Source organism: Streptomyces sp. SAS_281 (assembly GCF_052542855.1).
Genome location: NZ_JBMNDO010000050.1, coordinates 13,826 through 38,831, shown reverse-complemented (window position 1 = coordinate 38,831; position 25,006 = coordinate 13,826). Strand labels below are relative to the sequence as shown.

Genomic DNA, 25,006 nt, shown 5'->3' with positions numbered 1-25,006 from the left:
CGCCCTCCCGCAGTCCCGAAGGACGTACTGTCATGGCCGCAACCCCGGAAACGCCTGCGCCCGCCGCGCCCCGCCGCAAGGTGGGCCGCCACCGCGGCGAAGGCCAGTGGGCCCTGGGGCACTACACCCCGCTCAACGGCAATGAGCAGTTCAAGAAGGACGACGACAGTCTCAATGTGCGGACACGCATTGAGACGATCTACTCCAAGCGCGGATTCGACTCGATCGACCCCAACGACCTGCGGGGACGCATGCGTTGGTGGGGGCTCTACACCCAGCGCAAGGCCGGCATCGACGGCGGCAAGACCGCGGTGCTGGAGCCGGAGGAGCTGGAGGACAAGTACTTCATGATGCGGGTCCGCATCGACGGCGGGAAGCTGACGACTCAGCAGCTGCGCGCCATCGGCGAGATCTCGCAGGAGTACGCGCGGGGCAGCGCGGACATCACCGACCGGCAGAACGTCCAGATGCACTGGATCCGCATCGAGGACGTCCCGGCGATCTGGCAGAAGCTGGAGGCCGTCGGGCTCTCCACCACCGAGGCGTGCGGCGACTGCCCCCGTACGATGATCGGCTCCCCGGTGGCGGGCATCGCCGCCGACGAGATCATCGACGGCACACCGGCGCTGGAGGAGATCCACGCCCGGTACATCGGCAGCCCCGAATTCTCCAACCTGCCCCGCAAGTTCAAGACCGCGATCTCCGGGTCCCCGGTCCAGGACGTCGTCCACGAGATCAACGACATCGCCTTCGTGGGCGTCGAACACCCCGAGCACGGACCGGGCTTCGACCTCTGGGTCGGCGGCGGCCTGTCCACCAACCCCCGGCTCGCCGAACGCCTCGGCGCCTGGGTGCCGCTGGACGAGGTCGCGGACGTCTGGGCCGGAGTGGTCGGCATCTTCCGCGACTACGGCTACCGCCGGCTGCGCAACCGGGCCCGGCTGAAGTTCCTGGTCGCCGACTGGGGCACGGCCAAGTTCCGCCAGGTCCTGGAGGACGAGTACCTGAAGCGCCCGCTGCTCGACGGCCCCGCCCCGGCGGAGCCCAGCAGCCGGTGGCGCGACCACATCGGCGTCCACCAGCAGCAGGACGGCCGCTTCTACGTCGGCTTCGCCCCCCGGGTCGGCCGGGTCGACGGCTCGACCCTCGCCAAGATCGCCGAACTGGCCGAGGAGCACGGCTCCGGCCGGGTCCGGACCACCGTCGAGCAGAAGATGATCATCCTCGACGTCGAGCAGGACCGGGTCGAGTCGCTGTCCGCCGGGCTGGAATCGCTCGGCTTCCAGGTGAAACCGTCCACCTTCCGGCGCGGCACGATGGCCTGCACCGGCATCGAGTACTGCAAGCTCGCGATCGTGGAGACGAAGGCGCGCGGCGCCTCCCTCATCGAGGAACTGGAGCGCAGGCTCCCCGACTTCGACGAGCCCCTGACCATCAACATCAACGGCTGCCCCAACGCCTGCGCCCGCATCCAGACCGCGGACATCGGACTCAAGGGCCAGCTCGTGCTGGACGAGAACGGCGACCAGGTGGAGGGCTACCAGGTCCACCTGGGCGGCGCTCTCGGCCTGGACGCGGGCTTCGGCCGCAAGGTGCGGGGCCTGAAGGTCACTTCGGAGGAGCTGCCGGACTACGTCGAGCGGGTCATCGGCCGCTATCTGGAGGAGCGCGAGGCCGACGAGCGCTTCGCCACCTGGGCGGCCCGCGCCAGTGCGGAGTCGCTGTCATGAGCGAGCGCGCCGCCCCGTTCCACTGCCCGTACTGCGGCGACGAGGACCTGCGCCCGCACGAGGCCGGGCACGGGGCGTGGGAATGCGCCTCCTGCAATCGTGCGTTCCAGCTGAAGTTCCTGGGCCTGCTGAGCCGGGGACTGACGCCCAACACTGTTGGAGGGGACGGGATATGACGGTCACTCATCACATTGACACGCTCACCGACGAGGAGCTGCGGGAGCTCGCCGAGCGGGCCGGACGCGAGCTGGAGGACGCCTCCGCGCTCGACATCCTCAGGTGGGCCGCGGACACCTTCGGCCCCCGGTTCTGCGTCACCTCCTCGATGGAGGACGCGGTCGTCGCCCACCTCGCCTCCCGGGTGATGCCCGGCGTGGACGTGGTGTTCCTCGACACCGGCTACCACTTCGAGGAGACCATCGGCACCCGGGACGCGGTCGACGCCGTGATGGACGTCAACGTCATCACGCTGACCCCGCGCCGGACGGTCGCCGAGCAGGACGCCGAGTACGGGCCGAAGCTGCACGACCGCGACCCCGACCTCTGCTGCAAGCTCCGCAAGGTCAAGCCCCTGGAAGAGGGCCTGACCGCCTACGCGGCCTGGGCGACCGGGCTGCGCCGCGACGAGTCCCCGACCCGGGCGAACACCCCGGTCGTCGGCTGGGACGAGAAGCGCCGGAAGGTGAAGGTCTCGCCGATCGCCCGCTGGACCCAGGACGACGTGGACGCCTACGTCGCCGAGCACGGGGTGCTCACCAACCCGCTGCTGACGGACGGTTACGCCTCCGTGGGCTGCGCGCCCTGCACCCGCCGGGTGCTGGAGGGCGAGGACGCGCGGGCCGGCCGCTGGGCCGGGCGGGGCAAGACCGAGTGCGGGCTGCACGGCTGATGACGACTGATCAGGAGACTTCGATGAGCGTGACGGAGACGGGGGCCACCGTCTGGCTGACCGGTCTGCCGAGCGCCGGCAAGACCACCATCGCCTATGAACTCGCCGGGCGGCTGCGCGCCGAGGGGCACCGCGTGGAGGTGCTCGACGGCGACGAGATCCGCGAGTTCCTCTCGGCGGGCCTCGGCTTCTCGCGCGAGGACCGGCACACCAACGTGCAGCGGATCGGCTTCGTCGCCGAACTGCTGGCGGCGAACGGCGTCAAGGTGCTGGTCCCGGTCATCGCCCCGTACGCGGACAGCCGGGACGCCGTCCGCAAGCGGCACCAGGCCGAGGGCACCGCGTATCTGGAGGTGCACGTCGCCACTCCGGTCGAGGTGTGCTCGGAGCGCGATGTGAAGGGTCTTTACGCCAAGCAGGCGGCGGGCGAGATCAGTGGGCTCACCGGGGTGGACGACCCCTACGAGGCGCCCGAGTCACCCGATCTGCGGATCGAGTCGCACCGCCAGACCGTGCAGGAGTCCGCGGCGGAGCTGTACGCGCTGCTGAGCGAGAGGGGTGCGGCGTGACGACCGTCGCGACTGTGCAAGAGGGCACCGACCATCCGTACGCGCTGAGCCACCTGGACTCGCTGGAGTCCGAGGCGGTGCACATCTTCCGCGAGGTGGCCGGCGAGTTCGAGCGCCCGGTGATCCTGTTCTCGGGCGGCAAGGACTCGATCCTGATGCTGCACCTGGCGCTCAAGGCGTTCGCGCCGGCGCCGGTGCCGTTCGCCCTGCTGCACGTGGACACCGGGCACAACTTCCCCGAGGTCCTGGCGTACCGCGACCGCGTGGTCGCCGAGCACGGGCTGCGGCTGCACATCGCCTCCGTGCAGGAGTACATCGACGCCGGCAAGCTCCGCGAGCGCCCCGACGGCACCCGCAACCCGCTCCAGACCGTGCCGCTGACCGAGGCCATCCAGCAGCACCGCTTCGACGCGGTGTTCGGCGGCGGGCGGCGCGACGAGGAGAAGGCGCGCGCCAAGGAGCGGGTCTTCTCACTGCGCGACGAGTTCTCCCAGTGGGACCCGCGCCGCCAGCGCCCCGAGCTCTGGCAGCTGTACAACGGCCGGCACGCGCCCGGCGAGCACGTCCGGGTCTTCCCGATCTCCAACTGGACCGAGCTGGACGTCTGGCAGTACATCCAGCGCGAGGGCATCGAGCTCCCGTCGATCTACTTCGCCCACGAGCGCGAGGTGTTCAACCGCTCCGGCATGTGGCTGACCGCGGGCGACTGGGGCGGGCCCAAGGAGCACGAGGAGACCGAGACCCGGCAGGTGCGCTACCGCACGGTCGGCGACATGTCCTGCACCGGCGCCGTCGACTCCGACGCCACCACGCTGGACGCCGTGATCACCGAGATCGCCGCCTCCCGGCTCACCGAACGGGGCGCCACCCGCGCCGACGACAAGATGTCCGAGGCCGCGATGGAAGACCGCAAGCGCGAGGGGTACTTCTAAATGACCACCACAGCTGAGCAGTTGAGCGCCACCACCCTGCTGCGCTTCGCCACCGCCGGGTCCGTCGACGACGGCAAGTCCACCCTCGTGGGCCGCCTGCTGCACGACTCCAAGTCGGTCCTCACCGACCAGCTGGAGGCCGTCGAGCACGCCTCGCGCAACCGGGGCCAGGAGGCGCCGGACCTGGCGCTGCTCACCGACGGGCTGCGCGCCGAGCGCGAGCAGGGCATCACCATCGACGTCGCCTACCGCTACTTCGCGACGCCCCGGCGCCGGTTCATCCTCGCGGACACCCCGGGCCATGTGCAGTACACCCGGAACATGGTCACCGGCGCCTCCACGGCCGAGCTGGCCGTGGTCCTGGTCGACGCCCGCAACGGGGTGGTCGAGCAGACCCGCCGGCACGCGGCCGTCGCCGCCCTGCTGCGCGTCCCGCATGTCGTCCTGGCCGTCAACAAGATGGACCTGGTGGACTACGCGGAGCCGGTGTTCGCCGCGATAGCCGAGGAGTTCACCGCGTACGCGGCCTCCCTCGGGGTCCCCGACATCACCGCGATCCCGATCTCCGCGCTGGCCGGCGACAACGTCGTCGAGCCGTCCGCGCACATGGACTGGTACGGCGGCCCGACGGTCCTGGAGCACCTGGAGACGGTCCCGGTCAGCCATGACCTGACCGGCTGCCACGCCCGCTTCCCGGTCCAGTACGTCATCCGGCCGCAGACCGCGGAGCACCCCGACTACCGGGGCTACGCGGGCCAGATCGCCGCCGGGGCGTTCCGGGTCGGCGAGTCCGTGACCGTGCTGCCCTCGGGCCGCACCTCCACGATCGAGGGCATCGACCTGCTCGGGGACCCGGTGGACATCGCCTGGGCCCCCCAGTCGGTGACCCTGCGCCTGACGGACGACATCGACGTCTCGCGCGGCGACCTCATCGCGCCGGTGGACGACGCGCCGGCCGTCACCCAGGACGTCGAGGCGACCGTCTGCCACGTCGCGGACGAACCGCTCACCGTGGGCCGGCGGGTGCTGCTCAAGCACACCACGCGCACGGTGAAGGCCATCGTCAAGGACATCCCCTCGCGGCTGACCCTGGACGACCTCTCGCAGCACCCGGCCCCGGGCAAGCTGGTCGCCAACGACATCGGCCGGGTCGTGGTCCGGACCGCCGAGCCGCTGGCGCTCGACGCGTACGCCGACTCGCGCCGTACCGGTTCGTTCCTGTTGATCGACCCGGCGGACGGCACCACCCTCTCGGCGGGCATGGCGGGCGCCTCGTTCGCCTCCGCCGATGAGCCGCCGGTCGCGGACGACGACGCGGAGTGGGACTTCTGATGGGCATCGACGTCTTCTCGACCTTCGCAAAGGAGGGCGGCCGCGTCGGCAGCGGCGCCCTGGGCAGCGGCCAGGGCGGAGTCGGGCGATGTGCGCGATGACGTACGCGCACTGCCTGCGCGCCCGGACGCACCGCACGCACCGCACGCACCGACGAAGACCTGCCGACTTCCCGGCCGCGCCCCCGCACATACGAGGGGCGTGAGCTCCGGGCCTCCGAGAGGAACACCTCCCGTGCCTGCCCCCCGTATGACGTCGCGCCGCGGCATCGCCGCCGTCGCCGCCCTGCCCCTGCTGGCCGTGGCCCTCACCGCCTGCGGCTACGGCTCGCAGGCGGCGGACGACGACAAGAAGGTGAACGCCGCACACGGCAAGAAGCTCTCCGTGGACACCGTGCGCATCGGGTACTTCCCGAACCTCACGCACGCCACCGCGCTCGTGGGCGACCAGGAGGGTCTGTTCCAGAAGGAGCTGGGCGGCACCCAGCTCAAGACCGCCACCTTCAACGCCGGGCCGTCCGAGATCGAGGCGCTGAACGCCGACTCGATCGACATCGGCTTCATCGGCCCGTCGCCGTCCATCAACGGCTACACCAAGTCCAAGGGCCAGAACCTGCGGATCATCGGCGGCTCCGCGTCCGGCGGCGTCAAACTCGTCGTGAACCCGGAGAAGATCAAGACCCTGGACGACCTCAAGGGCAAGAGGATCGCGACCCCGCAGCTCGGCAACACGCAGGACGTCGCGTTCCTCAACTGGATCTCCGAGAAGGGCTGGAAGGTCGACGCCCAGAGCGGCAAGGGCGACGTCTCCGTCGTCCGCACCGACAACAAGGTGACGCCCGACGCCTACCGCTCCGGTTCCATCGACGGTGCCTGGGTCCCCGAGCCGACCGCCTCCAAGCTGGTCGCCGAGGGTGCGAAGGAACTGCTGGACGAGTCGACGCTGTGGCCGGACGACAAGTTCGTGATCACCAACATCATCGTGTCGCAGAAGTTCCTGAAGGAGCACCCGGACGTCGTCGAGGCGGTCCTGCGCGGCTCGGTGAAGACCAACGCCTGGATCAACGCCAACCCGGACAAGGCGAAGGACGCCGCCAACGCCGCGCTGAAGAAGCTCACCGGCAAGGCACTGCCGGCCGAGGTCATCGACCCCGCCTGGAAGTCGATCCAGATCACCGACGACCCGCTGGCCGCGACGCTCGACGCGCAGGCCCGGCACGCGGTCAAGGCCGGTCTGCTGGAGAAGCCCGACCTCAAGGGCATCTACGACCTGAAGCCGCTCAACAAGATCCTCCAGGCCGCGGGCGAGCCCGCGGCCGACGACGCCGGCCTCGGCGTCAAGTAACCAGCCGCCCGAAGACTCCCAGGAGGTGACGACCATGGCGAACACCCTCACCAAGGCCGAGGACCGTGTCTCGGTCGGGCACGCCGCTCGCATCGCGCATGTCTCGAAGTCCTTCGCCGGGCCCGCGGGAACGCAGCTGGTCCTGGACGACATCAGTCTCGATGTCGCCCCGGGCGAGTTCGTCACCCTCCTGGGAGCCTCCGGGTGCGGCAAGTCGACGCTGCTCAATCTGGTGGCCGGGCTCGACCGGCCGACCGAGGGCAGCATCGAGACCCCCGGCGGCCGGCCCGCGCTGATGTTCCAGGAGCACGCCCTGTTCCCGTGGCTGACCGCGGGCAAGAACATCGAACTGGCCCTGCGCCTGCGCGGGGTGCCGAAGTCGCAGCGCCGGGCCGAGGCCGAACGGCTGCTGGAGCTGGTCCGGCTGGGCGGGGCGTACGGGAAGCGGGTGCACGAGCTGTCCGGGGGCATGCGGCAGCGCGTGGCGATGGCCCGCGCGCTCGCCCAGGACAGCCAACTGCTGCTGATGGACGAGCCGTTCGCGGCGCTCGACGCCATCACCCGCGATGTACTGCACGACGAGCTGACCCGGATCTGGCGCGAGACGAACGTCTCGGTCCTCTTCGTCACACACAACGTGCGCGAGGCCGTGCGCCTCGCCGAGCGCGTGGTGCTGCTCTCGTCCCGCCCCGGCCGGATCGCCCGTGAGTGGACGGTCGACATCGAGCAGCCGCGCCGTATCGAGGACACCGCCGTCGCGGAGCTGTCCGTCGAGATCACCGAACAACTGCGTGGGGAGATCCGCCGTCATGGCCAGCACTGACATCAAGTCGGACGAGGCGGGGTCCGGCAGGGGCGGGAAGCCGGACGACCTGGCCGGCCTCGAAGCCGGTCTGGACGCCCTGGACGCGGTGCAGGTGCAGCGCACCCCGGTGCGCGAGGTCCTGCTGCGCAAGGTCCTGCCCCCGCTCATCGCGGTGGCCCTGGTCCTGGTCGTCTGGCAGCTGCTCGTCCAGGGCCAGGTGACCGAGGACTACAAGCTGCCCGCGCCGTCCGCCGTCTGGGACAGCGCCCGCGACATGTGGCTCCAGGGCACCCTCCTGGAGGTGGTGTGGACCAGCATCTCGCGGGGTCTGCTCGGCTTCCTGCTGTCGGTGGCGATCGGTACGCCGCTGGGGCTGCTGGTGGCCCGGGTGAAGTTCGTCCGGGCCGCGATCGGCCCGATCCTGTCCGGGCTCCAGTCCCTGCCCTCGGTGGCCTGGGTGGCGCCGGCGGTGATCTGGCTCGGGCTGAACGACTCGATGATGTTCGCGGTCATCCTGCTCGGCGCGGTGCCGTCGGTCGCCAACGGGCTGGTCTCGGGCGTCGACCAGGTGCCCCCGCTCTTCCTGCGGGCGGGTCGCACCCTGGGCGCGACCGGGCTGCGCGGCACCTGGCTGATCGTGATGCCGGCGGCCCTGCCGGGCTATCTGGCGGGCCTCAAGCAGGGCTGGGCGTTCTCCTGGCGTTCGCTGATGGCCGCCGAGATCATCGCCTCGTCCCCGGACCTCGGGCTCGGGCTCGGCCAGTTGCTGGAGAACGGCCGCAACAACGCGGACATGCCGGGGATCTTCCTCGCCATCCTCCTGATCCTGTTCGTCGGCATCGCCATCGACCTGCTCATCTTCAGTCCGCTGGAGCGGTGGGTGCTGCGCAGCCGCGGTCTCCTCGTCAAGAACTGAGCCGCCATGTCCTCTCCGGTCCTCCTCGTCATCGCCCACGGCAGTCGCGACCCGCGGCACGCCGCGACCGTGCACGCCCTGACGGCACGGGTACGGGGGCTGCGCCCCGGGCTGCGCGTGGAGACGGGGTTCCTGGACTTCAACGCGCCCTCGGTGCCGAGGCTCCTGGAGCGGCTGGCCGCCGAGGGGGCGCCGGAGGTGGTGGCGCTGCCGCTGCTCCTCACCCGGGCGTTCCACGCCAAGTCGGACATCCCGGCGGTGCTGCGCGAGGCCCGCGCGGCGCTGCCCCGGCTGCGGGTCCGGCAGGCCGAGGTGCTCGGCCCGTCGCCGCTGCTGAACGCCGCGCTGGAACGGCGGCTGTACGAGGCCGGGGTGCGCCCCGGTGACCGTGGCTCGACCGGGCTCGTCCTGGCCTCGGCGGGCTCATCAGACCCGGAGGCGAGCGCAGTGATCGCTGAAATCGCGCGGGAGCTGCGGCACACCGGTTGGTGTTCCGTGCGGCCTGCGTTCGCCTCCGCATCCCTTCCCCGCACCGAGGACGCGGTACGCGCCCTGCGGGCCGACGGGGCCCGCCGGGTGGCGGTCGCCCCGTATGTGATCGCGCCCGGCCGCCTCCCGGACCGCATCGCGGCGGGGGCGGCCGAGGCCGGCGCGGAGGTGCTGGCCGGGGTGCTGGGCCCGGCCCCGGAGCTGGCCCGGCTGCTGCTCGACCGGTACGACGAGGCGAACGCCACCGCGTCGCGGCCGGTCGCGGTCAGCGCCTGAGGCGAACGTGGCGGCGGGCCCGGCTCAGCCGACGTCGATGCCGCCGGTCCGGGTGCGCTTGAGCTCGAAGAAGTCGGCGTGGCCGGCGAGCACCCGGAAGCTGTCGAAGAGCCGGGCCGCCTCCTCTCCGCGCGGGATCGCCCGCAGCACCGGACCGAACCACACCGTCCCGTCGACGTGGATCGTGGGCGTGCCCACGTAGCCGCCCGCTTCCGGGTCCTGCCCCGCCTCGTGGCTGCGCCGCACGGCCTCGTCGTACGCCTCGCCGCGCGCGGCGTCGGCGAGGTGGGCGGGCAGGTCCAGCTCGGCGAGGGCCTCGGCGACGACCTGGTCGAAGTCCTCGTTCTTCTGCTGGTGGATGCGGCTGCCGAGGGCGGTGTAGAGGTCGCGCAGGATCTCCTCGCCGCGCTCCTCGGCCGCGGCGGCGGCGACCCGGACGGGGCCGATCGACCGGTCGACCAGGTCGCGGTACCAGTCGGGGAGTTCGTTGCCGGTGTTGTGCAGGTAGAGGCTCATGACATGGAAGCGCAGCTCGATGTCGCGGTGCTGCTCCACCTCCAGCATCCAGCGGGAGGTGATCCAGGCGAACGGGCAGGCCGGGTCGAAGTAGAAGTCGACGACGGGCCTGCCCGGTTCCGGGGCGGGGTGAGTGGTCATGGGGCGAGCCTAGCCAGCCGGTGGCGCACTCCCCCGGGCCATTCGGCACCCGCCCTCCTGGGCCATTCTCAGCCCGCGCTCCATTGCGGATCGCGCCCGCTCAGCGCCAGGGCGCGGGTGAGTCCGGTGGCTCCGGGAACGTCCACCTCGTCCGTGAACCCCTCGTACTGGCGGTAGAGCGCGGCCGTCTTCTCGACGGTGGCGAGGACGTAGGCGGCGGCCTCGGCGGAGATCCGGAATTCCTGGCCGGTGGCCCGGGCCACGTCCCAGCCGTGCAGCACGATCTCCTCGACGAGCATCGCGGCGGTGTCGGCGGCCGGGGAGGCGGAGTCGCCCTCGCCGATGGCGCCCTCCCAGACGGCGGGGTCGGACCAGGCGGCGACGGCCCGGTCGAGCCGGTCGGCGTACCGGTCGGCCCAGTCGGCGTCTGCGGTGAAGTCGCGGGCGATCAGCTCCTCGGGAAGCTCGGTGCGCCGGGCGCGGTGCTCCATGCCGTGCGAGGTGTAGAGGACCCAGTGGTTGACGAGGGTGCGCAGGTCCCAGTCCGCGCAGGGGGTGGCGGTGGCCTCCAGCTGGGGTGCGGTGACGCCCCGGGCCACGCGGGCGGCCTCGGCGGCGCATTCGGTCATGTGGGCGTGCTCGGTCTTCATGCACCCCAACCTAGGCAGGCGTGGGCGGCCGGTCTTGAAGAAAGGCGACAGGTGCCGGGCGCGGCGGGTGTACGGGCCATGGATAGGCTTTCCGGTGCGCGGATGAGCGCTCGCGCCCGTACGAAGGAGCAGCCGCACGTGACCACCACCGCCTCTCTGTCCCCGTCCGTCGTCACGGCCCCGGTCCCGGTGATCCGGGCCGGCGAGGTCTCGCTCGTACGCGACGGCAACGTCCTGCTCGACGCGGTCTCGCTCACCGTGCGCGGCGGGGAGCACTGGGCGCTGCTCGGTGCGAACGGGGCGGGCAAGAGCACTCTGCTCGGGCTGCTCGGGGCGGTGACGCATCCGACGCGGGGCTCGGTCGAGGTGCTGGGCCGCACGCTGGGGCGGGTGGACCTGCGGGAGCTGCGGACGCTGCTCGGCCATGTCGATCCGCGCCATCCGCTGCGTTCCCCGCTGACGGTGACCGAGGTGGTGCTGACCGGGCTGACGAACTCCGTCGAGCCGGTGCCGCGCTGGTCGCCGGCTCCGGCACAGCGGGAGCGGGCGGAGCGGCTGCTGACGATGCTCGGGATGGGTGGCAAGACGGGGTCGCGGTGGCCGGCCCTGTCGCAGGGGGAGCGCGGCCGGACGCTGATCGCCCGGGCCCTGATGCCGCGGCCCCGGCTGCTGCTGCTCGACGAGCCGGCGACGGGGCTCGACCTGGCCGCCCGGGAACAGCTGCTGGACAGCCTGGACGCGTTGCGCGAGGAGCATCCGGAGCTGGCGACCGTGCTGGTCACCCATCATCTGGAGGAGCTGCCCGCCTCCACCACGCACGCGATGCTGCTGCGCGGCGGGCGGTGCCTGGCCTCGGGTGCGGCGGACGAGGTGCTGACCACGGACCTGGTCAGCGAGTGCTTCGGCCACCCGGTCCGCATCAGCCGGACGGACGGCCGGTGGGCGGCCCGGGCGCGGCGGGCGTCGCGGGCTCAGTAGCCGGGTGCGGCCTCGAAGGGCGTGGCCTGGTGGTAATAGAGCAGCCAGCCGGCCGCGGTGCGGCGCCAGAGCGAACTGCGGTGGGCGCGCCTGCCCTTGGCCTCGGTGTCGAAGGTGAGGTGGACGAGCTCGTCGGCGAGGTGGACGGCGCGCATGCGTGACGCGGTGAGGCGGCCGGGGCTCGGGGCGCACCCCGAGACGAGCAGGTCGATGATCGTGTCCCGGTCCCAGTGGCGGCCGGTGGTGTCGACCTCCCGGTAGTCGGGGTGCAGCACCTGGTCGAGGAGGTCGGCGGAGGCGCGGACGAGGGGGTCGAGGAGCCGGAGCTCGCCCTCGATGGCCGCGGCCACGCCCGGCGCCGGCTCGGTCATGCCCGTCTCCCGCCCGTCTCGGTCGTCATGGGCCCAGCGTAGAACGGGCAGCACACACCGCGCGGCCGCCGCGCCCCGTGGGGGAGAGCGCGGTGGCCGCCGGTGGGGTGGCGCTGTTACTCGACGATCTTCAGCAGCTTGTTCGCGGTGCCGGTGGTGGCGTTGCTGATCGCGTCCGGGGTCGCCCCGTCGGTCAGGGCCGTGGCGACCTCGGCGGGAGTGGCGTCCGGGTGCCCGGCCAGGTAGACGGCGGCGGCGGCGACGACGTGCGGGGTCGCCATCGACGTACCGGAGATGGTGTTGGAGCCGGTGTCGCTGTCGTTCCAGGACGAGGTGATGTCGGAGCCCGGGGCGTAGATGTCCACGACCGAGCCGTAGTTGGAGAACGAGGACTGCTCGTCGTCCACGGTGGACGAGGCGACGGTGATGGCCTCGGGGACGCGGGACGGGGAGCCCTCGCCGGCGTCGCTCGACTCGTTGCCGGCGGCGACCGCGAAGGTGACGCCGGAGGCGATGGCCTTCCGGACCGCCGCGTCGAGCGCTTCGTCGGCGCCGCCGCCCAGGCTCATGTTGGCGACGGACGGGCCCTGGTGGTGCTCGGTGACCCAGTCGATGCCGGCGACGACCTGCTCGGTGGTACCCGAGCCGGAGTCGTCCAGGACGCGGACGGCGACGACCTTCGCCTTCTTGGCGACGCCGTAGGTGGACCCGGCTATGGTGCCGGCGACGTGGGTGCCGTGGCCGTTGCCGTCGTCGGCGCTGTCGTCGTTGTCGACGGCGTCGAATCCGGAGCCGGCGCGGCCCCCGAACTCCTCGTGGGTGGTGCGGACCCCGGTGTCGATGACGTACGCGGTGACGCCTTCGCCCGCGCTGTCCGGGTAGGTGTACGCGTTGTCGCCCGCGGTGTCCGTCTGGTCGATGCGGTCCAGCCCCCAGGACGGCGGGTTGTCCTGGGTGGCGTCGATGTGGAACTTCTTGTTCTGGACGACCTTGGAGACGGCCGGGTCGGCGGCGAGCCGCTTGGCCTCGGTCTCCGAAAGGCCGCTGGCGGAGAAGCCGTTGATGGCGGAGCTGTAGTTGCGCTTCAGCTTTCCGCCGTACTCCTCGGCGAGCTCCGCCTTGTCCGCCTTCTGGTCCAGCATCACGATGTAGCTGCCGGCGACCGCGGTCGCCGCGTCGGCGCCGTAGACCTTGCCCAGGGCCGGAGCGGGTGTCGCTCCGGCGAACGGGGTGCCCAGCAGGGTCACGCCGGCGGCGGCCGCGACCGCGGTGATGGAGGCGGTCAGCTTGAACCGGCGTGCGCGCTTGTGAATGGCCATGAAGAGGGGTCTCCTCGTCATTCTTTGTGGGGGGATTGACCTCCGGCCGGAAGATCTCCGGGGGTTGGCTCGAAACCCTGACCGATTGACGCGCGCAGATCAATACCTCCCTACAGCTCCGACGCACTCGCCGACTTTTCGTCACAGGAAGGTCGCAGGAGCCCCCCGATACGCCGATCACCTTTACGTGTAAGGGGCTTCGAAGCTCCATCTCGGGGGCACGCCCCGTCCCCAGGGCGGAGAGGGGCCGAGTCCGGCTCGCCGGAGAGCATGACGCACTCGCTTTATGCCGCCCCTACCTTCGAATCGGAAGGCGGCGGCGATGGGCCGGTGCCGGTCACGAGGGGCAGACCCGTCATGGGGAATGTGGATTCGGCGCCGACGCGGGGGCCGCGGGTACGGGGCGTCGCCGCCCGGGCGGGCGGCTGGAGCGCCCGGCACCGCTGGGCGGCGGTGACGATCTGGGTGCTGTTCGTCGTTCTGGCCATGGGCCTCGGCTCCGCGGCCGGCCGGGTCGACGTCAAGGAGAGCGAACAGATGTCCGGCGAGGTGGGCCGGGCCGTGCGGATCATCGAGGACGCCGGGCTCAAGGACCCGGCCGGTGAGACCGTGCTCATCCAGTCGGAGGGCGAGAACGGGGCCGTGGCCGGGTCGGCCGGGTTCCGGGCGGCCGTCGAGGACGTCATCGAGGCCGTGCAGGACACCGGTGAGGTCACCGCCGTCACCTCGCCGTACACCACCAAGACCATTTCGGCCGACGGGCACAGCGCGCTCGTGCAGTTCGAGATGAGGGGCGACCCCGAGACGGCGAGCGAGCGCGTCGAGCCCGTGCTGGAGGCCGTCGCGAAGGTGGACGGCGCGCACGACGGGCTGCTGATCGAGGAGATCGGCGGCGCCAGCATGGGCAAGACCTTCGACGACGCCTTCGGGAGCGACTTCCAGCGGGCCGAGCTCTCCGCCGTGCCGGTCGCGCTCGGCATCCTGCTCATCGCCTTCGGCGCGCTGGTCGCGGCACTGCTCCCGGTCGCCCTGGCGCTCACCGCGATCATGGCGACCATGGGCCTGATGGGGGTGGTGAGCCACTTCCAGCCGATGAGCGACACCGCCAACTCGGTGATGCTGCTGGTGGGTCTGGCCGTGGGAGTCGACTACTGCCTGTTCTATCTGCGCCGGGAGCGCGAGGAGCGGGCCAGGGGGCGGGACGCCAGGACCGCGTTGATGATCGCCGCCGCGACCAGCGGACGCGCCATCGTCGTCTCCGGTGTGACGGTCTGCGTCGCGATGGCGGGCATGCTCTTCACCGGCATCGCGGAGTTCGAGGCGATGGGCCTGGCCTCGCTGATGGTCGTCGCCGTCGCCATGGTCGGCTCGGTCACCGTGCTGCCCGCGCTCCTCTCGCTGCTCGGTGAGCGGGTCGAGAAGGGGCGGGTGCCGTTCCTGAACCGCCTGAAGCGCTCGGAGCGGGGTGGCGCCGACGGCGAGAGCCGTGTCTGGCGCGCGGTGCTCACCGCCGTGCTGCGCCGCCCGTGGGCCGCGCTCGTGGTCGCCGCCGGAGCGCTCGCCGCGATCGCCCTGCCCGCGCTCGGCATGCACACCCAGAACCTCACCCTGGACCAGGAGTTCGGCGACTCGCTGCCGATCGTGCGGACCTACGACCGGCTGAACGAGGCGTTCCCCGGGGGCGCCGACCCGGCCCAGGTCGTGGTGAGGGCCGACGACATCGGCGCCGCTCCGGTGCGCGAGGCGCTGGAGGAGTTCCGCAGGCAGGCCGTCTCCTCGGGCGCCTCGAAGGGCCCGGTGGACATCGTGACGCACGACGCGGAGAACGTCGCGGTCATCGACGTACCGCTGGTCGGCGGTTCGGACCAGGAGAAGGCCGAGAAGAGCCTGGGCCTGCTGCGGGACACCGTGCGTCCGGCGACGCTCGGCAAGGTCGACGGGGTGGAGGCGCCGATCACCGGGCAGGTCGCCGGGTCGAAGGACTTCAACGACCGGATCGTCGGCTCGGTCGTGCCGGTCTTCGCCTTCGTCGTCGTCTTCGCCTTCCTGCTGATGCTGCTCTGCTTCCGGTCGCTGACGGTGGCCATCACCTCGATCATCCTCAACCTGCTCTCGGTGGGCGCCGCCTACGGCATCCTGACGGCGGTCTTCCAGCACGGCTGGGGCGCCTCGCTGGTGGGCGCGGAGGGCGTCGGCGCGATCATCTCCTGGCTGCCGCTGTTCCTCTTCGTGATCCTCTTCGGGCTCTCGATGGACTACCACGTGTTCGTGGTCTCCCGTATCCGCGAGGCCCGTCTCCAGAGCCGTAACACCCGGGACGCCATCGCCCACGGCGTGGTCACCACGGCCGGGGTCGTCACCAGCGCCGCCGTGATCATGGTCGCCGTGTTCGCGATCTTCGGGACGCTCTCGATGCAGTCCATGAAGCAGATGGGCGTCGGCCTGGCGGCGGCCGTGCTGATCGACGCGACGATCATCCGCGGGGTGCTGCTCCCGGCCGTGATGGCGCTGCTGGGCGACCGCAACTGGTACTTCCCGAAGTGGCTGCGGTGGCTGCCGGACATGACGCACGACGAGTCGTACGACGACGAGCCGGCCCTGTCCGCACCGGCGCGCGGCGGCGAGGAGCGGGTGGGCGTCTGACCCCCGCTGTACGTGGGCCCTCCTCCCGGACCGCCGGGAGGAGGACCCACGCCGTTCAGCGCTGGTAGCGGGCCAGGACCCGGTTGCCGTCGGTCACCAGACGCTTCTTCAGCTCGGCCGCGTCGATCGCCCCGCTGTAGTACTCCTGGAGCGCGGGTGTCGCCACCTTGTCCTTCCACTCGGGGTAGCCGCGCACCGACTGGGCCGGGGCCGACCGCAGCGACCCGGCGAGCGCGGCGCCGGTCGCCCAGCCCCGGTCCGCGGTGTGCAAGGAGGGGTCGGCCAGCGCCTCGGTGCCGGTGGGCAGCATCCAGTCCCCCTTGGCCAGGCGCACCATGTTGGCGGGCTTGAGCAGGAAGTCGATGAACCGGACGGCCTCCTTCTTGTGGGGGCTGTCCTCGGCGACGGACAGGGTCTGCGGGCTCACCCCCTGCGCCAGTCCGTCCCGGCCCGCCGGAGCGGGCAGCACCGTCCACTCGAAGCCCTTCGGGGCCTGCTCGACGACCTGCTGGCGGTACGAGAACCCGAGCGGCACCATCGCGTACTTGCCGCCGAAGAAGCCGGGCAGGGTGTCGCCGCCGCCCATGCCGAGCGCGGTGCGCGCGGCGCTGTGGTCGGTGTTGACCTGGTCGTGGATGGTGCCCGGGACGACCTGCTCGCCCTCCCCCACCGCGACGGTCACCTTGCCGTCGGCGCCCCGGTGGAAGAGCTCGCCCCCTGCCGAGAGGCCGAGGTTGAGGGTGACGGAGACGGGCTCCTTGAGCGGCCAGGCGACCCCGTAACGGCCCTCGCCGGTCAGTTCCTCGGTCACCGCGCGGAACTCCGCCCAGCTCCACGGCTTCGCGGGGGTCGGGATGCGGACCCCGGACTCCTTGAGGATCTTGGTGTTGGCGATCAGGACGCGGGGTTCCTGGAGGAAGGGAACGCCGTACACCCCGCCGTCGAAGGTGGCCGTCTCCCAGCTGTTGCGCGGGATGCCGTCGGTCAGCGCGTCCGGGAGGAGGGGGCGGAGGTCGGCGAGGTAGCCGCCGTACGCGAAGTCGGCGAGGTCGTCGGACGCGTCGTGGATGATGTCGGGCGCCTCACCGCCCTCGAAGGAGGTGAGGAGCTGGTCGTGGACGCTGTCCCAGCTGCCCTGGACGTACTCGACCCGGATGTCGGGGTGGGCCGCGTTCCACTCCTTCACCAGCTGCTTGTTGATGTCGACGGACTCCTTCTGCCAGGCCAGCGACTGGAAGCGGAGGGTGACCTTCCCGTCCGCGTCGCCCTCATCGTTCCCGCCGCAGCCGGTGAGCAGCAGGGCGAGCGCGGTGGCCGTCGCGGCTGCCGTACGGACAAGGGCGCGCATCAGTTCTTCACCGCCCCGGCCAGCATGCCGCCGGTGATCCGCCGCTGGATCAGGGCGAACAGCACGAGCGAGGGGAGGGTGGCGAGGAACGCGGCGGCGGCGAGCGGTCCCAGGTCTGCGGCGCCCTCGGCGCCGAGGAAGTGCGTCAGTACGACCGGCAACGTCTGCTTCTCCGGGGTCTTGAGGAGGACGAGCGCGAAGAAGAACTCGTTCCACGCGGTGATGAACGCGAAGAGCGCCGTGGCGACGATCCCCGGGGCCAGCAGCGGGGCGGTGACCGAGACCAGCGTCCGCAGCCGCCCGGCCCCGTCGACCGCCGCCGCCTCCTCCAGCTCGCGCGGCACGGCCCGTACGTAACCGACGAGCATCCACAGCGCGAAGGGCAGCGCCCACACCACGTAGACCAGGATCAGGCCCCAGAGGGTGTTGATCAGGTGCAGGTTCTTCAGGACCAGGAAGAGCGGAATGATGAGGAGGACGAAGGGGAACGCCTGGCTGACCACCACCCACCCGGTGGCGGCCGTGGCGAGGCGGCTGCGGTGGCGGGCCATCACATAGGCCATCGGGGTCGCGATCAGCACGGCGATCAGCCCGGCCGAGAGCGCGGCGATCAGCGAGTTGGCGGTGGCCCGCAGCAGCGGCTGCTCGTCGAACGCCTGCCGGAAGTTGTCCAGCGTCGGGTGCTGCGGAATCCAGGTCGGGTGCAGGGAGCCCAGCTCGGGGGCGGGTTTGAAGGCGGTGGAGATCAGCCACAGGAAGGGGAACGCCAGGAAGACCAGGTAGCACAGCAGCGCCACGTACTGCCCGGCGCGCACGGACCGTTTGGTACGCATGCTCATCGGTCGTCGCCTCCCCTGAGCCGCCCGGCGAGATACACGGCGAGGGTCACGGAGATCACCGCGACCATCACACAGCCCATCGCGGCGGCGTAGCCGAACTGCCCGTAGCGGAACGCCTCCTCGTACGCGAAGAGCATCGGCAGCCGGGTCCGGCCGCCGGGGCCGCCGTTGGTCAGGACGTAGACCAGCGCGAAGGAGTTGAAGTTCCAGATGAAGTTGAGCGCGGTGATGGAGAGGGCGACCGGTCTGATGGCGGGCCAGGTCACCGTCCGGAACCGGCGCCAGGCGCCCGCCCCGTCCAGCGCGGCGGCCTCGTGGAGTTCGAGCGGGGTGTTCTGGAGCCCGGCCAGCAGGGCGACCGTGGTCTGCGGCATCCCGGACCAGACGCCGACGACGATCACGGCGGGCAGCGCGGTCGCGAGCCCGGTGAGCCAGTCCCGGCCGTCCCCGAGGCCCAGGTCGCGGATGGTCTCGTTGAGGATGCCGGCGTCCGGGTTGTAGACGAGGCGCCACATGATGCCGACGACGACCTCGGGCATCGCCCACGGGATGATCGCCAGGGCCCGGGCCAGCCAGCGCATCCGCAGGTTCTCGTTGAGCAGCAGCGCGAGGCCGAGGGCCAGCACGAACTGCGGGACCGTGACGCCGACCGCCCACACCAGGCCGATCCGGAACGACTCCCAGAACAGCCCGTCGTGCAGCAGGTCCTGGAAGTTCAGCGTGCCGGTCCACTGGGTGGCACGGGTGCGGCCGGACTGGGCGTCGGTGAAGGCGAGCGCGATGCCGTAGAGCAGCGGGCCGACACTCAGGACCAGGATCGGGATGAGGGCGGGGAGGACCAGGAACCAGGTGCCGGCTCCCCGGTCGAGCCGCCCGTCGGCGCGCTTGCCCGTGCGCTTGCCCGGCGGCCCGTGGCGCCCCGATTCCACGGTTGCACTCGCCAATGTCATGTTGAGGGCCTTTCGTTTGGATCAGGCCGGATCAGGGAGCGGGCTCTGGTGCCGTGCATCGCAAGGCGGAGGATTGGGACAACGCGGAGCGTTGGTGATTGACGACAACGCCGCGAGGTGCGGTGCCAGGGCCCGCGAGCCCGGCATGATCCAAACGAAAGGTCCTGGGGCCCCCTTTGCGTCGTTCGACCGGCTACTTGCCGTTCTGGCCGCTCAGGTGGCCTCCGTCATCGTGCTGACGGGCCGCCGGTTCGTCAAGGCAACCTGCACGGATGCGAAAATCGGACCATGAACGAGATGGAAGCGCGCGAGGTGCTGGCCGCCGCCGGGTTCCCCGGGGGCGCGGAGCTGCTGGCGCTCGGCGAGAACGCGGTGTTCACGGCCGACGGCCTCGTCGTCAAGGTCGGCCGGGACGCCGTGCGCCACCCCGAGCTGCTGGAACGGGCCGGGCGGGAGGTGGCCGTCGCCCGGTGGCTCGCGGCGTCCGGGGTCCCCGCCGTGCGGGCGGCCGAGGAGGGGGCCCGACTGGTCGGGGGTCACCCGGTGACCGTGTGGCACCGGCTGCCCGAGGCGGTGCGGCCCGCCGAGCCGCGCGATCTGGCCCCCTTGCTGGCCGCCGTCCACGCGCTGCCCGTGCCGGAGGACTTCGCGCTGCCGCGCCGGGAGCTGCTGGGCGGCGTCGAACGGTGGCTGCTGCTGGCGGGCGACGCGATCGACCCGGCCGACGCCGCGTATCTGCGCGAGCGCCGGGACGGTTTCGCGGCGGCGGCCGCGGCGCTGGTCCCGCATCTGCCGCCGGGCCCGATCCACGGGGACGCCTTGGCGCGCAACGTCCATGTCGGGGCGGACGGGCCGGTCCTGGTGGACCTGGAGACCTTCTCCTCGGACCTGCGCGAGCACGATCTGGTGGTCCTCGCGCTGTCCCGCGACCGGTACGGACTGCCGGCCGACTCGTATGAAGCGTTCACCGAGGCGTACGGGTGGGATGTACGGGAGTGGGACGGGTGCGGGGTGCTGCGAGGGGCGCGGGAGACGGCGAGCTGTGCGTGGGTTGCGCAGCACGCGCCCGTGAACGGTGCCGCTCTCGCGGAGTTCCGGCGCCGGGTGGCGTCGCTGCGGGACGGTGACCCCGCGGTGCGGTGGTATCCGTTCTGAACCGGTGGGGCCCCCGGCGCGCCGGACCGGCGTCCGTCCTCGATCGCCGGACGGGCTTGGTTCGGCGGTCCGCACGGCGCGGGAACCCCGGCCGCGCCCTCAATCGCGGGACGGGCTCGGATTTCGGCCCCGTCCCCCAGCCGCGGGCAGAACACGGCCGGCCGCATCAAGCCCCTCCGGCGGCTGAGGACGAACGCGCCGACGAGCGTGACCGCCGCTTCAGGCGGTCGTCCGCACCGGCTCCCTCACCGGCCACTGGCCGTCCACCACCGCGTCCGGGGTGCCCTTGCGGCGGAGGAAGTCCTGGAAGTCCGCCGCCCACTCCGCGTGCCAGGTGATCTGGCGGGCGTGCAGGGCGTCCGCCGGGAGTTCGGCGACGACGCTGTGCCGGGCGGCTATCGCGTAGGCCACCCGGACCGCGGCCAGTGCGTCCGCCGCCGCGTCGTGGGCGCCGCCGTGGATCACGCCGTACTCGACGCAGACCGCCTCCAGGTTGCGCTTGCCCTTGCGGTAGCGGTCGACGGCCCGGTCGATGGTGTACGGGTCGATGACGGGGCCGACGGGCGCGCCGCCCAGCCGGTCGGCCAGCGGGGGCAGTCCGTGGCGGTGCAACTCGGCGGTGAGCAGCGTCAGGTCGAAGGCGGCGTTGTACGCGACGACCGGGACGCCCCGGCGCCAGTAACCGGCCAGCGTGTCGGCGATCTCGTCGGCCACTTCGCGCGCGGGCCGGCCCTCCGCCGCCGCGCGCTCGCTGCTGATGCCGTGGATCGCGGACGCCTGGGCGGGGATGCGGATGCCCGGGTCGGCCAGCCAGGTGTGCCGGGCCACCGGCTCACCGTCCCGGTCGTCCACCGCGATGACCGCGGCCGTCACGATCCGGGCCTCCAGCGGGTCCGTCCCCGTCGTCTCCAGATCGAAGCCGACCAGCGCGTGCCGGTGCCAGCTCATCCCGTACCTCCTTCATGGTGCTCCCCCGGATGACGACCACCCTCGCACGGGCCACTGACAACGCCGTCAGGAGACCGGCCGGGAGTCCGTCCACACGGACTCGAACTCCTCGCGGTAGGTCTCGAACAGCCCGTGCTCGTACCCCTGCCCGGCCCGGACCACCGCACGCCCGCCGCCGCGCAGCACCAGCACCGGTGCCTCCATGCCGCGCGCCCGGCGCAGATAGGTCTGGACGACCCCGACCGCGTCGGCCCCGTCGCCGTCCACCAGGTAGGCCGTGAAGCGCGGGGTCTCGTCGAAGACGTGGATCTGGAAGGCGTCCGGGTCACGGAGCTTCGCGCGCACCCGGCGCGTGTGCAGGATGTTCATCTCGACGGACCGGCTCAGCTCACCCTTCTTCAGGCCGAGCTCCCGCTCGCGGCGCTTGACCGCGCTGCTGGCCGGGTTGATGAAGAGCAGCCGGATCCGGCAGCCCGACTCGGCGAGCCGGATGAGGCGGCGTCCGGAGAAGTTCTGCACCAGCAGGTTGAGCCCGATGCCGATCGCGTCGAGCCGCCGGGCGTCGCCGAACAGGTCCTCGGCGGGCAGCTGGCGCTGGAGGCGCACCCGGTCGGAGTGGACGGAGACCACGTCCGCGTAACGGTCGCCGACCAGCTCCTCGACGGCGTCGACCGGCAGCCGGTCCGCGGAGGGCACGCCCGCGCCGCTGCCGAGCATCTCCAGGAGGCGGGCGGAGGCCCGTTCGGCCTGGGCGAGCACCGCCTCGTTGAGCGCGCGGTTGCGGGAGACGACGTTGCGGGCGACCTCCAGCTCGTCGAGCGCCAGTTCGACATCGCGGCGGTCGTCGAAGTACGGCTCGAAACAGGGCCAGTGCTGGACCATCAGCTCGCGGAGCTGGGGCAGCGTGAGGAAGCTGAGGACGTTGTCGTCGGCCGGGTCGAGCAGATAGCCCTTGCGGCGGGAGACCTCGCGCACGGCGACCGCGCGCTGCACCCACTCCTGGCCGGCGGGCCCGGCGGCGGCCACCACCCAGTCCTCGCCGTGGACGGGCTCGTAGATCGGCCGGAGCACCGCCGCGACGACGGCGCGCAGCCGCTGTTCGACCAGATTCAGCCAGATATAGGCGCGCCCGGCCCGCTGGGCGCGCGTGCGCACCTCGCTCCATGCCTCGGCGCCCCAGTCCAGCTCCGCACCGATCTCCAGGGGCTGCGCCAGCGATACCGCCCCGGGCGGGACCTCGGCCACGTCCCCCTCGTGACCCGCGTCACCCGGGGGCAGCTCGAACCCTCCCGAGCTCACCCACGCACCGCCTTCCACTCCCCCACCAACGATCAAGGAAGGGTACTCCGGGAGCGGGAGCCGGTGCAGCCCGATGCGCAGGCTCCTTTACCAACTCCCCATGGAATCAGCCTCGTTCCGCTCGCCGGGTTCGACGGGAGTGAGCGGATTCATAGGGATTAAACACCCCAGCGGGGACCGCGAACCGGACAGCCGCGGACAGGGGGCGATCGGAGGCCGGTTCCGGGCGACACGGAGAGGCACGAGGTTGACCGACCGGCCGACGTCCTAGGTAAGGGGCGCTCTTTCGGGGAAGATCTGGCCCGGGGACCAGGCGGCCCGCATTCCCCCCAGGGCGACCGCGGCAGGACGGGAAGAGTCGAATCCATGCAGGTGTGGCCGGGACAGGCGTACCCGCTCGGTGCCACGTACGACGGCGCCGGGACCAATTTCGCGGTCTTCTCGGAGGCCGCCCACCGAATCGAGTTGTGCCTGCTGCACGACGACGGTTCCGAGACGGCGGTGGAGCTGAGAGAGACCGACGCGTTCGTCCGGCACGCGTATCTGCCCGGGGTGATGCCCGGTCAGCGCTACGGCTTCCGCGTGCACGGCCCGTACGAACCGCAGCGGGGCATCCGGTGCAACTCCGCCAAGCTGCTCCTGGACCCGTACGCACGCGCGGTGTCCGGGCGGATCACGTGGGGGGAGGCGGTGTACGGCTATCCGTTCGGGAAGCCCGACGCGCGCAACGATCTCGACTCCGCCCCGCACACCATGACCTCGGTCGTGGTGAACCCGTACTTCGACTGGGGCGACGACCGGCGCCCCCGTACGGACTACCACCGCACGGTGATCTACGAGGCCCATGTGAAGGGCCTGACCATGCTCCATCCGGGGCTGCCGAAGGAGCTGCGCGGCACGTACGCCGGGCTGGCGCATCCGGAGATCATCGCCCATCTGACGGAGCTGGGCGTCACGGCGATCGAGCTGATGCCGGTGCACCAGTTCGTGCAGGACCACCGGCTCGCGGACGCGGGGCTCGCCAACTACTGGGGCTACAACACGATCGGCTTCTTCGCCCCGCACAACGCGTACGCCTCCTGGGGCGACCGGGGCGAGCAGGTCCTGGAGTTCAAGCAGGCCGTGCGGGCCCTGCACCAGGCGGGCATCGAGGTCATCCTCGACGTGGTCTACAACCACACCGCCGAGGGCAACCACCTCGGACCCACGCTCTCCTTCCGAGGGCTCGACAACGCCTCGTACTACCGGCTGACCGACGACCAGCGGTACTACATGGACACCACGGGCACCGGGAACTCGCTGCTCATGCGGTCACCGCACGTGCTCCAGATGATCATGGACTCGCTGCGGTACTGGGTGACCGAGATGCATGTGGACGGCTTCCGCTTCGACCTGGCGGCCACGCTGGCCCGGCAGTTCCACGAGGTGGACCGGCTGTCGTCGTTCTTCGACCTCGTGCAGCAGGACCCGGTGGTCAGCCAGGTGAAGCTGATCGCCGAGCCGTGGGACGTGGGCGAGGGCGGCTACCAGGTGGGGAACTTCCCGCCGCTGTGGACCGAGTGGAACGGCAAGTACCGGGACACGGTCCGCGACCTGTGGCGGGGCGAGCCCCGGACCCTGGCCGAGTTCGCCGGGCGGCTGACCGGGTCCTCGGACCTGTACCAGGACGACGGACGGCGCCCGCTGGCCTCGATCAACTTCACCACCTGCCACGACGGCTTCACGCTGCACGACCTGGTCTCGTACAACGACAAGCACAACGAGGCCAACGGCGAGGGCAACCGGGACGGCGAGAGCCACAACCGGTCGTGGAACTGCGGCGCCGAGGGCGAGACGGACCGGACCGAGGTGCTGGAACTGCGCGAGCGTCAGATGCGCAACTTCATCGCCACGCTGATGCTGTCGCAGGGCGTGCCGATGTTCAGCCACGGTGACGAGTTCGGGCGTACCCAGCAGGGCAACAACAACGCCTACTGCCAGGACAACGAGCTGTCGTGGGTGCACTGGCCCGAGCCGGCCGTCGCGGTGGGCGAGGACGGCGAGGACGAGGACGTCGAGCCGGACGACGGGGCTCAGGACATGAGCCTGCTCGAATTCACCCGGGCGATGGTGTGGCTCCGCCGCGACCACCCGGTCTTCCGCCGCCGCAGGTTCTTCCACGGCCGCCCGGTGGAGGGCACGCACGACGAGCTGTCCGACATCGCCTGGTTCACGCCCGAGGGCCAGGAGATGACCCAGCGCGACTGGCAGGCCGCCCACGCGAAGGCCCTCACGGTCTTCCTGAACGGACACGCCATCTCGGAGCCGGGGCCGCGCGGGGAGCGGATCTCCGACGACTCGTTCCTGCTGATGTTCAACGCGAGCGCCGAGACCCTGGAGTTCGCGGTGCCCGTCAACCACGGCCGGCAGTGGCACGCGGTCGTGGACACCGCGCGCCCGGCCGGGGTGCTGCCCGGGGCCGGGCCGAAGGTCGCGGCGGGCGATCGGGTGACGCTGGTGGGCCGGAGCATGGTGGTGCTGCAACGACCGGCCTGACCGGTCGCGGGGCCGTCCGCGTCACCCCGTCG

General features: G+C 71.6%; 23 protein-coding genes. 14 read left to right on the top strand and 9 right to left on the bottom strand.

Annotated features, from left to right (window positions below; all coding sequences use genetic code 11):
* The first annotated feature begins 32 nt into the window (after positions 1 to 32).
* The 10 genes from ACN6LM_RS20200 to ACN6LM_RS20155 all read left to right on the top strand — a co-directional run bounded on the left by ACN6LM_RS20200 (position 33) and on the right by ACN6LM_RS20155 (position 9,282).
* Positions 33 to 1,730, top strand: coding sequence for a nitrite/sulfite reductase (locus ACN6LM_RS20200; RefSeq protein ID WP_445066782.1), 1,698 nt, complete (start codon positions 33 to 35; stop codon positions 1,728 to 1,730).
* A complete protein-coding gene (locus ACN6LM_RS20195) occupies positions 1,727 to 1,906 on the top strand; it encodes a hypothetical protein (RefSeq protein ID WP_445066781.1) in 180 nt (59 codons plus the stop codon). Before ACN6LM_RS20200 ends, ACN6LM_RS20195 begins: the two co-directional genes overlap by 4 nt.
* On the top strand, positions 1,903 to 2,619 hold the full coding sequence (locus tag ACN6LM_RS20190; protein ID WP_445066780.1) for a phosphoadenylyl-sulfate reductase: 717 nt from the start codon (positions 1,903 to 1,905) through the stop codon (positions 2,617 to 2,619). Before ACN6LM_RS20195 ends, ACN6LM_RS20190 begins: the two co-directional genes overlap by 4 nt.
* Positions 2,620 to 2,642: 23 nt before the next feature.
* The gene (gene cysC / locus ACN6LM_RS20185; RefSeq protein ID WP_018100635.1) at positions 2,643 to 3,188 is read left to right on the top strand and encodes an adenylyl-sulfate kinase; all 546 of its coding nucleotides are present in this window, start codon (positions 2,643 to 2,645) and stop codon (positions 3,186 to 3,188) included.
* Positions 3,185 to 4,120 carry a sulfate adenylyltransferase subunit CysD gene (cysD, locus tag ACN6LM_RS20180; protein ID WP_425809989.1) on the top strand — a complete coding sequence of 312 codons (936 nt, stop codon included), beginning with the start codon at positions 3,185 to 3,187 and terminating at the stop codon, positions 4,118 to 4,120. Before cysC ends, cysD begins: the two co-directional genes overlap by 4 nt.
* A complete protein-coding gene (locus tag ACN6LM_RS20175; RefSeq protein WP_445066779.1) occupies positions 4,121 to 5,452 on the top strand; it encodes a sulfate adenylyltransferase subunit 1 in 1,332 nt (443 codons plus the stop codon).
* Between the two features lie 234 nt (positions 5,453 to 5,686).
* On the top strand, positions 5,687 to 6,796 hold the full coding sequence (locus ACN6LM_RS20170; RefSeq protein WP_445066778.1) for an aliphatic sulfonate ABC transporter substrate-binding protein: 1,110 nt from the start codon (positions 5,687 to 5,689) through the stop codon (positions 6,794 to 6,796).
* Between the two features lie 34 nt (positions 6,797 to 6,830).
* Positions 6,831 to 7,619, top strand: a complete 789-nt coding sequence (locus tag ACN6LM_RS20165) for an ABC transporter ATP-binding protein (RefSeq protein ID WP_445066777.1) — start codon at positions 6,831 to 6,833, stop codon at positions 7,617 to 7,619.
* Positions 7,606 to 8,517, top strand: a complete 912-nt coding sequence (locus ACN6LM_RS20160; RefSeq protein ID WP_445066776.1) for an ABC transporter permease — start codon at positions 7,606 to 7,608, stop codon at positions 8,515 to 8,517. Before ACN6LM_RS20165 ends, ACN6LM_RS20160 begins: the two co-directional genes overlap by 14 nt.
* A gap of 6 nt (positions 8,518 to 8,523) precedes the next feature.
* Positions 8,524 to 9,282 (top strand): sirohydrochlorin chelatase, encoded by a 759-nt coding sequence (locus tag ACN6LM_RS20155; RefSeq protein ID WP_445066775.1) that lies wholly within the window; start codon positions 8,524 to 8,526, stop codon positions 9,280 to 9,282.
* A gap of 24 nt (positions 9,283 to 9,306) precedes the next feature.
* On the opposite strand, the gene ACN6LM_RS20150 is transcribed toward ACN6LM_RS20155, so the two are convergent.
* Both ACN6LM_RS20150 and ACN6LM_RS20145 read right to left on the bottom strand, forming a co-directional pair.
* A complete protein-coding gene (locus ACN6LM_RS20150; RefSeq protein WP_445066774.1) occupies positions 9,307 to 9,939 on the bottom strand; it encodes a mycothiol-dependent nitroreductase Rv2466c family protein in 633 nt (210 codons plus the stop codon).
* Positions 9,940 to 10,007: 68 nt separating this feature from the next.
* Complete coding sequence (locus tag ACN6LM_RS20145; RefSeq protein WP_445066773.1) at positions 10,008 to 10,589, bottom strand: TIGR03086 family metal-binding protein; 582 nt, start codon at positions 10,587 to 10,589, stop codon at positions 10,008 to 10,010.
* 138 nt (positions 10,590 to 10,727) lie between these two features.
* Here ACN6LM_RS20145 and ACN6LM_RS20140 point away from each other — a divergent pair, with 138 nt between their 5' ends.
* Positions 10,728 to 11,567 carry an ABC transporter ATP-binding protein gene (locus ACN6LM_RS20140; protein WP_445066772.1) on the top strand — a complete coding sequence of 280 codons (840 nt, stop codon included), beginning with the start codon at positions 10,728 to 10,730 and terminating at the stop codon, positions 11,565 to 11,567.
* Here ACN6LM_RS20140 and ACN6LM_RS20135 read toward each other — a convergent pair.
* Both ACN6LM_RS20135 and ACN6LM_RS20130 read right to left on the bottom strand, forming a co-directional pair.
* The gene (locus ACN6LM_RS20135) at positions 11,561 to 11,938 is read right to left on the bottom strand and encodes a nuclear transport factor 2 family protein (protein ID WP_445066771.1); all 378 of its coding nucleotides are present in this window, start codon (positions 11,936 to 11,938) and stop codon (positions 11,561 to 11,563) included. The two genes, ACN6LM_RS20140 and ACN6LM_RS20135, sit on opposite strands and share 7 nt — an antisense overlap.
* A 116-nt stretch (positions 11,939 to 12,054) precedes the next feature.
* Positions 12,055 to 13,257, bottom strand: coding sequence for a S8 family peptidase (locus tag ACN6LM_RS20130; RefSeq protein WP_445066770.1), 1,203 nt, complete (start codon positions 13,255 to 13,257; stop codon positions 12,055 to 12,057).
* 357 nt (positions 13,258 to 13,614) lie between these two features.
* Here ACN6LM_RS20130 and ACN6LM_RS20125 point away from each other — a divergent pair, with 357 nt between their 5' ends.
* A complete protein-coding gene (locus ACN6LM_RS20125) occupies positions 13,615 to 15,900 on the top strand; it encodes an MMPL family transporter (RefSeq protein ID WP_445066769.1) in 2,286 nt (761 codons plus the stop codon).
* A 55-nt stretch (positions 15,901 to 15,955) separates the two neighbouring features.
* Here ACN6LM_RS20125 and ACN6LM_RS20120 read toward each other — a convergent pair whose 3' ends face one another.
* The 3 genes from ACN6LM_RS20120 to ACN6LM_RS20110 are packed head-to-tail and all read right to left on the bottom strand — an operon-like array spanning position 15,956 to position 19,037.
* On the bottom strand, positions 15,956 to 17,248 hold the full coding sequence (locus ACN6LM_RS20120; RefSeq protein ID WP_445066768.1) for an ABC transporter substrate-binding protein: 1,293 nt from the start codon (positions 17,246 to 17,248) through the stop codon (positions 15,956 to 15,958).
* Complete coding sequence (locus tag ACN6LM_RS20115) at positions 17,248 to 18,087, bottom strand: carbohydrate ABC transporter permease (RefSeq protein WP_445066767.1); 840 nt, start codon at positions 18,085 to 18,087, stop codon at positions 17,248 to 17,250. The genes ACN6LM_RS20120 and ACN6LM_RS20115 overlap by 1 nt, the downstream gene beginning before the upstream one ends.
* Positions 18,084 to 19,037, bottom strand: a complete 954-nt coding sequence (locus tag ACN6LM_RS20110) for a carbohydrate ABC transporter permease (RefSeq protein ID WP_445066766.1) — start codon at positions 19,035 to 19,037, stop codon at positions 18,084 to 18,086. Before ACN6LM_RS20110 ends, ACN6LM_RS20115 begins: the two co-directional genes overlap by 4 nt.
* A gap of 288 nt (positions 19,038 to 19,325) precedes the next feature.
* Between ACN6LM_RS20110 and ACN6LM_RS20105 the strand changes: the two genes are divergently transcribed.
* Positions 19,326 to 20,192, top strand: coding sequence for a phosphotransferase enzyme family protein (locus tag ACN6LM_RS20105; protein ID WP_445066765.1), 867 nt, complete (start codon positions 19,326 to 19,328; stop codon positions 20,190 to 20,192).
* Positions 20,193 to 20,411: 219 nt separating this feature from the next.
* Here the strand turns inward: ACN6LM_RS20105 and ACN6LM_RS20100 are convergent, their stop codons facing one another.
* Positions 20,412 to 21,140, bottom strand: a complete 729-nt coding sequence (locus ACN6LM_RS20100) for a 3'-5' exonuclease (RefSeq protein WP_445066764.1) — start codon at positions 21,138 to 21,140, stop codon at positions 20,412 to 20,414.
* A gap of 66 nt (positions 21,141 to 21,206) precedes the next feature.
* The gene (locus tag ACN6LM_RS20095; protein ID WP_445066763.1) at positions 21,207 to 22,439 is read right to left on the bottom strand and encodes an SAV2148 family HEPN domain-containing protein; all 1,233 of its coding nucleotides are present in this window, start codon (positions 22,437 to 22,439) and stop codon (positions 21,207 to 21,209) included.
* Between the two features lie 366 nt (positions 22,440 to 22,805).
* Here ACN6LM_RS20095 and glgX point away from each other — a divergent pair, with 366 nt between their 5' ends.
* Positions 22,806 to 24,974 carry a glycogen debranching protein GlgX gene (gene glgX, locus ACN6LM_RS20090; RefSeq protein WP_445066762.1) on the top strand — a complete coding sequence of 723 codons (2,169 nt, stop codon included), beginning with the start codon at positions 22,806 to 22,808 and terminating at the stop codon, positions 24,972 to 24,974.
* Positions 24,975 to 25,006: the final 32 nt, after the last annotated feature.

Excerpts from the sequence above, each read along its gene's own strand:
- ACN6LM_RS20155 (WP_445066775.1), top strand. The coding sequence starts at position 8,524 with ATGTCCTCTCCGGTCCTCCTCGTCATCGCCCACGGCAGTCGCGACCCG.
- ACN6LM_RS20165 (WP_445066777.1), top strand. The coding sequence starts at position 6,831 with ATGGCGAACACCCTCACCAAGGCCGAGGACCGTGTCTCGGTCGGGCAC.
- ACN6LM_RS20190 (WP_445066780.1), top strand. The coding sequence starts at position 1,903 with ATGACGGTCACTCATCACATTGACACGCTCACCGACGAGGAGCTGCGG.
- ACN6LM_RS20150 (WP_445066774.1), bottom strand. The coding sequence starts at position 9,939 with ATGACCACTCACCCCGCCCCGGAACCGGGCAGGCCCGTCGTCGACTTC.
- ACN6LM_RS20145 (WP_445066773.1), bottom strand. The coding sequence starts at position 10,589 with ATGAAGACCGAGCACGCCCACATGACCGAATGCGCCGCCGAGGCCGCC.
- ACN6LM_RS20120 (WP_445066768.1), bottom strand. The coding sequence starts at position 17,248 with ATGCGCGCCCTTGTCCGTACGGCAGCCGCGACGGCCACCGCGCTCGCC.
- ACN6LM_RS20130 (WP_445066770.1), bottom strand. The coding sequence starts at position 13,257 with ATGGCCATTCACAAGCGCGCACGCCGGTTCAAGCTGACCGCCTCCATC.
- ACN6LM_RS20195 (WP_445066781.1), top strand. The coding sequence starts at position 1,727 with ATGAGCGAGCGCGCCGCCCCGTTCCACTGCCCGTACTGCGGCGACGAG.
- cysC (WP_018100635.1), top strand. The coding sequence starts at position 2,643 with ATGAGCGTGACGGAGACGGGGGCCACCGTCTGGCTGACCGGTCTGCCG.
- ACN6LM_RS20110 (WP_445066766.1), bottom strand. The coding sequence starts at position 19,037 with ATGACATTGGCGAGTGCAACCGTGGAATCGGGGCGCCACGGGCCGCCG.
- ACN6LM_RS20200 (WP_445066782.1), top strand. The coding sequence starts at position 33 with ATGGCCGCAACCCCGGAAACGCCTGCGCCCGCCGCGCCCCGCCGCAAG.
- ACN6LM_RS20100 (WP_445066764.1), bottom strand. The coding sequence starts at position 21,140 with ATGAGCTGGCACCGGCACGCGCTGGTCGGCTTCGATCTGGAGACGACG.
- ACN6LM_RS20135 (WP_445066771.1), bottom strand. The coding sequence starts at position 11,938 with ATGACCGAGCCGGCGCCGGGCGTGGCCGCGGCCATCGAGGGCGAGCTC.
- ACN6LM_RS20115 (WP_445066767.1), bottom strand. The coding sequence starts at position 18,087 with ATGAGCATGCGTACCAAACGGTCCGTGCGCGCCGGGCAGTACGTGGCG.
- ACN6LM_RS20175 (WP_445066779.1), top strand. The coding sequence starts at position 4,121 with ATGACCACCACAGCTGAGCAGTTGAGCGCCACCACCCTGCTGCGCTTC.
- ACN6LM_RS20125 (WP_445066769.1), top strand. The coding sequence starts at position 13,615 with ATGGGGAATGTGGATTCGGCGCCGACGCGGGGGCCGCGGGTACGGGGC.
- ACN6LM_RS20105 (WP_445066765.1), top strand. The coding sequence starts at position 19,326 with ATGAACGAGATGGAAGCGCGCGAGGTGCTGGCCGCCGCCGGGTTCCCC.
- ACN6LM_RS20160 (WP_445066776.1), top strand. The coding sequence starts at position 7,606 with ATGGCCAGCACTGACATCAAGTCGGACGAGGCGGGGTCCGGCAGGGGC.
- glgX (WP_445066762.1), top strand. The coding sequence starts at position 22,806 with ATGCAGGTGTGGCCGGGACAGGCGTACCCGCTCGGTGCCACGTACGAC.